At 48.7% G+C, this 10,227-nt stretch carries 9 protein-coding genes; 7 read left to right on the top strand and 2 right to left on the bottom strand.

All coding sequences use genetic code 11. The annotated features are described in order from the left end of the window. Positions 1-168 precede the first annotated feature (168 nt). From fusA to AB1756_09615, 5 genes are all read left to right on the top strand, one after another. On the top strand, positions 169-2,262 hold the full coding sequence (gene fusA / locus AB1756_09635) for an elongation factor G (GenBank protein MEW5807590.1): 2,094 nt from the start codon (positions 169-171) through the stop codon (positions 2,260-2,262). A gap of 55 nt (positions 2,263-2,317) precedes the next feature. Continuing rightward, positions 2,318-3,613, top strand: coding sequence for an asparagine--tRNA ligase (asnS, locus tag AB1756_09630; GenBank protein MEW5807589.1), 1,296 nt, complete (start codon positions 2,318-2,320; stop codon positions 3,611-3,613). Positions 3,614-3,738: 125 nt separating this feature from the next. Further along, positions 3,739-5,091 carry a 30S ribosomal protein S12 methylthiotransferase RimO gene (rimO, locus tag AB1756_09625; GenBank protein MEW5807588.1) on the top strand — a complete coding sequence of 451 codons (1,353 nt, stop codon included), beginning with the start codon at positions 3,739-3,741 and terminating at the stop codon, positions 5,089-5,091. Then, positions 5,078-5,563, top strand: a complete 486-nt coding sequence (locus AB1756_09620) for a phosphatidylglycerophosphatase A (GenBank protein ID MEW5807587.1) — start codon at positions 5,078-5,080, stop codon at positions 5,561-5,563. The genes rimO and AB1756_09620 overlap by 14 nt, the downstream gene beginning before the upstream one ends. A 15-nt stretch (positions 5,564-5,578) precedes the next feature. Then, positions 5,579-6,517 carry a bifunctional riboflavin kinase/FAD synthetase gene (locus AB1756_09615; protein ID MEW5807586.1) on the top strand — a complete coding sequence of 313 codons (939 nt, stop codon included), beginning with the start codon at positions 5,579-5,581 and terminating at the stop codon, positions 6,515-6,517. Here AB1756_09615 and AB1756_09610 read toward each other — a convergent pair. After that, on the bottom strand, positions 6,507-6,785 hold the full coding sequence (locus AB1756_09610) for a hypothetical protein (GenBank protein ID MEW5807585.1): 279 nt from the start codon (positions 6,783-6,785) through the stop codon (positions 6,507-6,509). The two genes, AB1756_09615 and AB1756_09610, sit on opposite strands and share 11 nt — an antisense overlap. 113 nt (positions 6,786-6,898) lie before the next feature. On the opposite strand from AB1756_09610, the gene tmk reads away from it, so the two are divergent. Further along, positions 6,899-7,576 (top strand): dTMP kinase, encoded by a 678-nt coding sequence (gene tmk, locus AB1756_09605; GenBank protein MEW5807584.1) that lies wholly within the window; start codon positions 6,899-6,901, stop codon positions 7,574-7,576. Further along, positions 7,573-8,583: a hypothetical protein gene (locus AB1756_09600; GenBank protein MEW5807583.1), complete on the top strand. Its 1,011-nt coding sequence runs from the start codon at positions 7,573-7,575 to the stop codon at positions 8,581-8,583. Before tmk ends, AB1756_09600 begins: the two co-directional genes overlap by 4 nt. Here AB1756_09600 and rlmD read toward each other — a convergent pair. Further along, a complete protein-coding gene (gene rlmD / locus AB1756_09595) occupies positions 8,580-9,974 on the bottom strand; it encodes a 23S rRNA (uracil(1939)-C(5))-methyltransferase RlmD (GenBank protein ID MEW5807582.1) in 1,395 nt (464 codons plus the stop codon). The genes AB1756_09600 and rlmD overlap by 4 nt on opposite strands. Positions 9,975-10,227 lie beyond the last annotated feature (253 nt).

Genomic DNA, 10,227 nt, shown 5'->3' with positions numbered 1-10,227 from the left:
GTATGATGACTTCTGCTTCAGAGAATCTTTGCTTTTCTTCTGAGAGAGTTTTCAGTAGAATGATGGCAATGAAGAAAACCTTAAAAATCGCTCATTCCTATCTAAGTGCCAAATGGCACTTTAGTAATTTCATACCAATTTGATGATCGGATCGGAAAGGAGCGGATGATGAAGGTCCAAAACACTGCTGATATCAGGAACATCGCCCTTATCGGGCATGGAGGCGCTGGAAAGACATCCCTCGTCTCAGCATTCCTCTTCTCCATGGGAATCGTAAACAGGCTCGGGAAAACGGCCGACGGAACTGCTATTACAGACTTCGACGAAGAAGAGATCGAAAGGCAGATCTCAATTAACACAGCAATCTGCTATTGCGAATATAAAAAGAAGAAGCTCAATTTCATCGACACGCCTGGTTATGCTAATTTCATAGCGGAAGCGAGGGGAGCCCTCAAAGTTGCCGATGGAGCATTGATGGTCGTATGCGGAGTATCCGGGGTCGAGGTCCAAACTGAGCGGACATGGAAGTATGCGGAAGAGTTCGGTATCCCAATAGTCTTCGTCATCAACAAGCTGGACCGAGAGCGGGGAAATTTCGAAAGGGCCATCGAGTCCCTCCATAAGATATTTGGAAGGACTGCGATTCCCATTCAGATCCCGATAGGCACCGAGAGCGAGTTCAGGGGAGTGATCGATCTGATCAACATGAAGGCTCTCCATTTTGAAAGTGATGCGAGCGGAAAATGTAACGAGCTGGAGATACCGGATCGGCTGAAGGAAGAGGCCAGAACCATGAAAGATCAGCTTGTCGAGTTGATAGCAGAAAACGATGACAGGCTGATGGAAACCTTTTTTGAAAAGGGAGAGCTCACCTTGGATGAGATAACTTCGGGGCTAAAGCAAGCGGTCATTCAGAGACGAATCTTCCCCGTCTGCTGCGCTTCAGCCTCCAGGAATATCGGGACAGGTCCTATCCTGGATGCTATCATCAACTTCATGCCTTCCCCTGGAGAGAGGGAGGATGTCACTGGTATAAACCCGAAGGATAAATCAGAAATAGCCAGGAAACCATCGAAAGAAGAGCCTTATTCCGCCTTCGTCTTCAAGACAATAGCGGACCCCTATGCAGGCAAGATATCCCTCATCAGGGTCTATTCCGGCACAATCAGATCCGATTCAACTGTTTACAATGCTAGCAGAGAGATTAACGAGAGATTGGGAGGCCTATCTTTCCTTCAAGGGAAGAATCAGACCCCTGCTGAAGAGGTCATCGCAGGGGATATCGCCGCAGTGGCAAAACTCAAGGAAACGAAGACAGGAGATACTTTTTCCGACAAGGATAACCCGATAATCATCAAGCCAGTCCTCTTTCCGGAACCAGCCATCTCATTCGCCATAGAACCCAAGGCCAAGGGGGATGAGGACAAGATCTCCATTGCCCTCCAGAAGATCGCAGAAGAGGACCAGATACTGAGAATCAATCGGGATCAGCAAACCAACGAGCTCCTCGTATCAGGCTCTGGAATGGCACACCTGGAAGTGGTTGTTTCAAAGATGAAAAAGAAGTTCGGCGTGGACGCCATACTCAAGCAGCCAAAGGTGCCGTACAGGGAAACCATCAAGAAAAAGGTGGAAGCACAGGGAAAATACAAGAAGCAGACGGGCGGGCGCGGCCAGTACGGTGATTGCAAGATCATCATGGAACCGCTCCCAAGGGGTTCCAATTTTGAATTCATCGATAAGATCTTTGGCGGGGCTATCCCGCAGAACTTCAGGCCCGCCGTGGAAAAAGGGATCCAGGAGGCGAGACAGCAGGGCCTCCTCGCCGGATACCCGGTTGTTGATTTCCGAGTAACCCTGGTAGACGGTTCCTACCATGTTGTCGACTCTTCCGAACTTGCATTCAAGATAGCTGGATCGATGGCCTTTAAAAAGGCGATGGAGGAAGCAAGTCCCACAATTCTGGAGCCTATCATGAACGTCGAGATCATCACCCCGGATGAATACATGGGAGATATCATGGGCGACCTGAACAGCAGGAGAGGCAAGGTCTCGGGGATGGATTCACAGGGATCGGCGCAGGTTATCAAGGCACAGGTGCCGATGTCAGAAATGCTCACATACGCGACTACCCTTAAATCCATAACGGGCGACAGAGGTTCCTACAGCATGGAGTTCTCTCACTACGACGAGGTTCCAGCGCATATTCAGCAGAAGATCATCTCCCAGGCAAAGATTTCCAAAGAGGAAAAAGAGGAATAACGGTCAGAAGTTTTTATTGACAGAAGTTATCTCTATATATTGATCAGAGATTATCATGATGAAGCATACTTACATAGAGGATATTATTAAGCATGAAGGGAAAGAAGTCACCTTGAAGGGGTGGCTTTACAACAGACGCTCATCTGGAAAGGTCAGATTCCTGGTCCTGAGAGATGGAACGGGCTACTGCCAGTGCGTTGCAGGCGCTGCAGATCTGCCCCCTTCCCAGTTCGAGCTCTGCGAGAAGATTACACAGGAATCATCCCTTGAAGTGAGGGGGACGGTCCACAAGGACAGTCGTGCTCCAGGAGGATTCGAACTCATCCTCAAGGAGATCAGACTCATCCAGATGGCGGAAGAATATCCCATCCAGCCAAAGGAACACGGCGTCGATTTCCTCCTCGACAATAGACACCTCTGGATAAGGTCATCGCGACAGCATGCGGTTCTCAAGGTTCGGGATGAAGTCATCAAAGCCATACGAGATTTTTTCTATGACAGGCATTTTATCCTGGTAGATTCCCCGATTTTCACTCCTGCCGCATGTGAGGGGACATCAACGCTTTTTGAAACTGATTATTTCGGCTCAAAAGCCTATCTCACGCAATCCGGGCAGCTCTATCAGGAGCCGGCATGCATGGCTTTAGGGAGAACCTACTGCTTCGGCCCGACTTTTCGAGCGGAAAAGTCCAAGACGAGACGCCACCTGACGGAATTCTGGATGATCGAGCCCGAGGTCGCTTTTGCCGATCTCGATGACATCATGGAACTGGCAGAGGACCTCGTCATCTACATCGTCGAGAGAGTCCTTGAAAGAAAAGGCGAGGAGTTGAAGACGCTGGAAAGAGACACAAAGAAGCTGGAACTCGTCAAGAAGCCTTTCCCAAAAATCAGCTATGATGAAGCGGCGCAGATGCTTAAATCCAGAGGTATCCCCTTCGAATATGGAAATGATTTTGGCGGGACCGATGAAACAATCCTATCCGAAGGGTTTGATAGACCGGTGATGATCCACCACTACCCTGCTGCAATCAAAGCCTTCTATATGCAACCAGACATCCAGAATCCAGACAAAGTCCTCTGCGTCGATGTCATCGCACCGGAGGGATACGGAGAGATCATCGGAGGAAGCCAGAGAATCCACGATCATGATCTTCTACTCAAGAAGATTCAAGAATACAATCTTCCCGCGGAGGCTTTCCAGTGGTATCTCGATATAAGGAAGTACGGTTCTGTCCCCCATTCTGGCTTTGGTATGGGGATAGAGAGGGTCATCGCCTGGATTACAGGGGTCAGTCATCTTCGAGAAGCTATACCCTTTCCGCGGACGCTGAACCGAATTTATCCCTGATTGCATCGCATACCGCTCAGCATCAGATTTCATGAGAAAGTATCGCGAAGCAGATCAGACTTATAAGCAAGGGTGGCATCACCAGGAAAAGCGTCACGAACCGTTTTCTTTCAGTTTCAGGATATATGATTCAGCAGTATGTAAAGAATAGAGTCGGCTTGATAAGTCTAGGATGTCCGAAGAACCAGGTGGATAGCGAGGTCATGATAGGAGTACTTCAGAAGGACGGGTACGAGATCACCTCCGACCTTTCCGGAGCGGAGATCATCATCATCAACACATGCTCGTTCATCGAAGCGGCCAAGAGGGAGTCTCTTGAGACTATCTTCGAAGTCGCCGAATTGAAAAAATCGGGATCACTCAAAAAGCTGATCGTCGCGGGATGCCTCCCCCAGAGATATTGCTCCGAACTGCAACGGGAAATCCCAGAAGTGGATCACCTCCTCTCCGTTAATGATGTAGAGAGGATCGCGGAGGTTTGCCGCCAAGATAAGAAAACGCTGCCTCCCGATCGTTTTTCTTCTCCTCGCTATCTCTACTCGGAGCGCTCCCCAAGGTTTCTTTCCTCCCCGCGATTTTACGCTTACGTCAAGATCGCGGAAGGATGCAACCACTCCTGCTCGTTCTGCATCATTCCCCGGATCAGGGGAAAATACAGGTCAAGAAGCGTAGCTTCGATAAAAGAGGAGGTAATGAACCTCTCCGGATCAGGCGTGAAGGAGATCAACCTGATCGCCCAGGATACAACCTCCTTCGGGATCGATCTCGGGATGGAGAACGGCCTTTCGTTGCTTATCGAAAAACTCTCCTCCATAGAAGGAATCCGCTGGATACGGATCCTCTATGGACATCCTGCCGGGATCGGCGATTCCCTCCTCAAGAGCATCTCATCGAGTGAAAAAATATGCCGTTATCTTGACATCCCCTTCCAGCATGCCAGCAAGCGGATCCTCAGGAGCATGAAGCGAGGGGGAAGTTCAAAATCCCATCTGGATCTCATCAATAAGATAAGAAGATATCTCCCGGAGATAACTCTGAGAACAGCGGTCATAGTCGGCTACCCCGGGGAAACGGAAGCGGAGTTTCAAGAGCTTCTTGCCTTCTGTAGCGAAGCGCGATTCGATCATCTCGGAGTCTTCAGATATTCTCACGAAGAGGGAACCGAAGTTTATGACCTGGACGACAGCATCTCGGAAGAGCTCAAAGAAGAGCGGTATAGGACGCTGATGGCAATGCAGCAGGGCATATCGCTTGAGAAAAACCGATCCCGCGTCGGAAAAGTATTTGATCTCATCTGCGAAGGGGTCTCCAGCGAATCGGATGACCTTCTATCTGGAAGGATGGAGAGTCAAGCCCCGGATATAGACAGCAGGGTCCTCATCAATGAAGGAAGCGCGGAAGCGGGAGAGTTCGTACGAGTTCAAATCACGGAAAGTCATCCCTATGACCTGGTGGGGAAGATAATTGGAAAACTTTAAAGAGCTGACGATCCTGGAAAAAATCAAGATCATCCTGTCCACATTCTTCTTCACTGGATATTCTCCTCTAATCCCGGGGACCGCGGGGACGGCTGGCGGTCTTCTTCTCTACTGCTTCCTTACCAGATTTGCATCGATCTTCATCTACATCTCGGCATCGATTCTTCTCATAGTTACAGGAGTCTGGGCTTCAGACTTTGCCGAGAGATTCTATGGGAGAAAGGATCCTCCTCGAGTCGTCATCGATGAAGTAGCTGGATTTCTTCTCGCCATGCTCTTCATCAAGCCACGTCTCTTCAATGTCATTATCGGATTCGTTCTCTTCAGAACCATTGATATCATAAAGCCCCCTCCTGCAAGATATTTTGAGAGGATGGAAGGAGGCGTGGGAATCATGGTGGATGACGTTGTCTCGGCATTCTATACAAACATGCTTATGCAGACGCTTCTTCCCGTCTTGAACCTTATTTGATACCGGTGCAATTGGATGATCACCATACACGAGACAGAAAGCATCAAAGAGCCTCTGGGCCGTGTCGTGGCAACCATAGGAAACTTCGACGGTATCCACATGGGTCACCGAAGAATCATCGAAAAAGTGCTGGAGAGAGGGCAGGCACTCCGTTTGAAGACCGTGTTGATAACCTTCGATCCTCACCCTGCACGCGTCATCGCTCCTTTCTATCCCCTCAGACTTATCCATACGAAGCACCAGAAGACTCGCATGCTGGAAACGACCGGCATCGACGTCCTTCTCTTCATATCCTTCGACAGGGACATTTCCCTCCTCACGGCGGAAGAGTTTCTCTCGCAAGTCCTTCTTAGCAGAATGACTCCGGAAGAGATCTATGTCGGAGAGAATTTCCGGTTCGGCAGGAACAGGAGCGCCGATTCGAAGACCCTATCAGCCTTGGGAGAGAAGCTTGGCTTCAAAGTGGGCATCATCGAATCGGTCATTATCGATGGCGAGACGGTCAGCAGTTCCATCATTCGTCGAATGATCGAAGATGGCCGTGTGGAGAGGGCGTCTCTCTTTCTCGGTCATCTATTCTCCATCGAAGGAGAGGTGATGCCGGGAGAAGGGATAGGAAAGACCATTAAAATCCCTACTGCAAACATCCATCCCAGGAATGAGCTCCTTCCCAGAATGGGCGTGTATATCACCGAATCCCTGGTCGCAGGCTCGAAGCACAGGAGCGTGACGAACATCGGGATCAGGCCCACCTTCAATCTCCAGACTTACAGTATCGAGACTCATATCATGGATTTTCAGTCAACCATCTATGGAGAAGAAATCGAGGTCTTCTTCCATAAGAGAATAAGGGATGAGCTTAAATTCGAGAACCTTGAGAAGCTGAGGGAGCAGATCGAACGTGATATCGAGGAGATGAAATCCTTCTTTGCAGGCGGTAGACCTATTTCTTAAAGAGTGAGTCCCACTTCTTCTTCGCCTCTTCGGACCTCAGATTGGCGTGTGTCCTTACAGAAGGTTCAAAATACTCGCAGAAGTTAGATCTTTCTTTGTCTGAGACCCATTCTGCGGCTGGCTCAAGGCATTGATTGTGAGATGGCCTGTCATAGAAACGGCAGTTCCTGCAGCACCTGATGGCGCTGCCGCATCGGCGACAGACATCGGATCGGCTGAACTTCTCCTGAAGTTCTATATCACTGCCGCAATGAAAGCATCTGAACATATCCCCTCTCCGAGCACGCTTTTTATTATACATGAAAGTGAGACATCAGTGAAAAGACCTAGAAGCCACAAAATACGATATAATGAGAATTCATTGAAAGAGGAGCCGGTTCGATGTCATTTTTCATCACTTTTGAAGGAGTCGAGGGGTGCGGGAAAACTACACAGGCCAGGGAGCTGGCAAGCCATCTGAAAACAAAAGGATATGAAGTCTTTCTCACCAGAGAGCCTGGAGGAACGGAGATAGGAAATGCCATACGGAGGATCCTGCTAGACTCGAAGAACAGCGGGATGAACCCTTATACGGAGCTCTACCTCTATCTTGCCGCAAGAGTTCATCACATCCAGGAGGTCATAATTCCCCGCCTCGAGAGGAACGAAATCGTCATCTGCGACAGATTTTCTGACGCTACCAAGGCATATCAGGGATTTGCAAGAGGAATCCCGCTGAATTTTATCGAACGGTTGCACAGGACAAATCTTCACCCTCTCAAGCCCGATCTGACCATTCTGCTCGATCTAAGCCCGGAGATCGGCCTGAAAAGGGCCAGAGAGAGGAACAGTTCGAAGAAAGTATTCAAGGAGGGGAGATTCGAAGAAGAAGCACTTGCCTTTCACAGAAAGATCCGAAAGGGGTACCTTGATATTGCGAAAAAGGAAAGAAAAAGAATCAAGATTGTCGACGCATCCGGGGATCTCGAAGAGGTTCGGCAAGAGGTCTTTCGCAAGGTCGATGAATTCCTGAAGAGAAGTGGAAAGAAAAAATCGACCGTGAGGGTTAGAGCATCGTGAGCTTTTCAGAGATCGCTGGCAACAGAAAGGTTATAGAGCTCCTGGAGAAGGGAGTTCGAGGAGATGCCCTCTTTCCCTCTCTCATCTTCTATGGGAAAGAGGGGGTCGGCAAGAAATTGACGGCGATGACCATGGCTAAGGGATTCAACTGCGAATCCGGCATCGATGTTCCATGCAATCGTTGCAGGACATGCAGGACCATCGATTCACTCAATTGCCCTGATGTTCAACTGATCCTCCCGGAATTCTACGATTCCAGAGTGGAAGACGAAAAGAAATCACGCAGTCTGAAGATCGATCAGATCAGGAACCTAATCGATAACATCCACTTCAGACCTTACTCCAGCAGGAAGAAGGTGTATGTCATTGACCATGCAGAGACTCTCACAGAGGAGTCATCCAACGCTCTTCTGAAGACTCTCGAGGAACCTCCAGGCTATGCGGTCATCATCCTCCTGACTACCGCATACCACTCCCTGCTGCCAACGATCAGGTCGAGATGCTGGGGACTGGCGTTTAACCCCATTCCATCCCGGGAGATAGAGGACTTCCTTATACGGAAGAAAGGTTTCGAGCAAAGCAAGGCAAGGAAGCTATCTATCCTTAGCGAGGGAAGCCTGGGAAAAGCCCTCCAGGAAGACTTGGAGGATTTTATCGGAAGAAGCGAGAAGCTGATGGCTCTTGTCGAAGAGGCCTCTCAGGGAAAGCTGGCTGGAGCCATGAGATGGGGGGATGAGATGCAAAAGGATGTCGAGAAGTTCCAGCGTGATCTTAATATTCTCTCCTCTCTCTTCCGCGACATTATCGTCCTCCGGGAAGCGAAAGACCGTTCCTTCCTCATCAACGAGAATCTAACGGAGCGGCTCATGCAGCAACAGGATAGGCTGGCAGAAAAAGCTTTATCGCTTTTGGAGATAATAGAGGAAGTCAAAGAATCGCTCAATCTTAACATCAACAAGAAAATCGCCGCCGAGCGCATCCTTTTCGAGTTATCCCTTTCCCTTTAGCCGCTCTTCTTCATGTAGGATACCGATTCTATATGGTAGGTATGCGGGAACATGTCGGCAGGAACGACTTCAACAAGCTTATAGCCCAGCTCCTTCAGGAACCTAATGTCCCTTGCAAGAGTGGAGGGATTGCAGGAGACATAGATGATCCGATCTGGCGAGAGAGATCCCAGATTAGCAATTAAGTTCTTCTGCATCCCGGACCTTGGAGGATTCACTACGGCTAGATCATACTTGCTATTAGAATAGGTAAGTCCTTTCGTGCCGGCTCCCGCGTCCATGCAAAGAAATTCACAGTTGGTTATATTGTTGCGCCTTGCATTCTTTATGGCGGCCTGGATGGAAGGCCTTGAGTTGTCTATTCCAAGAACCTCTCCTGACATACTTGAAAGAGAGAGCGAAATAGCCCCTGAACCGCAATACAGGTCGATGATTGATGAGACTCCTTCTTCCGCGGCAAACTCACGGACGATCCTAAGAATGTTTTCCATCTGTTTGGTGTTAGCCTGAAAGAAGCAGTCGGAATCTACAAGAAATCGGAGGCCCCCGACCTCTTCCTCGATGGTCCCGTCACCGAAAAAGATCATGAATGTGAAGGAAACATCTTTCCCCTTCTCTTCTTTCGTTTCATCCTCCCCTTTCATTCCTTTCTTTCCTCCCGTTCCCTTAAAGACAAATGTCTTCACCTCCGGAAAGCCTTTCTTGAGGACTTCCGCAAGATCACCGGCGGAATCCTCATAATCCGATGGACCCGTCAAGGCAACCAGGAATTCGCCTGTTTTTCTCCCCTCTCTGATCAGCAGATGCCTGAGATCTTCTTCTCCACCGTAACTCTTTCTGACCTCAAGCTCTGAAAAGAAGTCCGCACATCTTTTCAGGATCCTGTCGGCCGTTAGAGATTGAAGGGAGCATGTTCTTATTCCGGTAATCATATCGTGACATCCGGGGAGATGAAGACCGAGGCTCACCTTGCCTTCTGCATCGAAGCCGAACGAGAATTCCATTCTGTTCCTGTATCGATAGATTTCCGCCGATGGAAGAATATCTCTAAGCTTAGGTTCCTTTTCTCCTGCTATCCTTATCAGGAGGTCGGCGATCTGCTTCTTCTTATAATCAAGCTGGCAGGTATATTTCATTTCAATGAGCTGGCATCCTCCACAGCTTTTGTGATGCTTGCACCTCGGCGTGATCCTCTTATCAGAATATTCGAGAAATTCGAGGACCTTCGCCTGTGCGTAATTCGGCTTCCTGTTGACTACCTTTGCCCTCACTCTATCACCAGGAAGAGCGCCGTCCACCCAGATGACAAAGGAGGAGATACGGGCAAGCCCTCTTCCCCCATACCCTAGGTCTTCGATTTTAAGATCGTAAACGTTTCCTTCTGAAATCAATATCTTCAACCTATCATGAACTGCGAGTTCTCTTTACATAGGCGAAAAAATTTTTGCTATTTTATCATAAATAAGATTCTTTCTGATATTCGCCTTCAATTAATCTAATTTATTGAAAAATAAGTAAAACCTAGTTTGAGCGATTTTTAGCATAAGAAATCCCACCCAATGAGTTATACTGTTGATATGAAACAAAAAACAACAGACAGCAACTTTGCTGTCCTTAACCCATAGGGTGGGAGGAAATCATGAA

It is taken from the genome of Acidobacteriota bacterium (assembly GCA_040752675.1).
In the GTDB taxonomy this organism is placed as follows: Bacteria; Acidobacteriota; Polarisedimenticolia; order JBFMGF01; family JBFMGF01; genus JBFMGF01.
The sequence above is the reverse complement of the archived record's forward strand: the minus strand, read 5'-3'. Positions and strand labels throughout refer to the sequence as shown.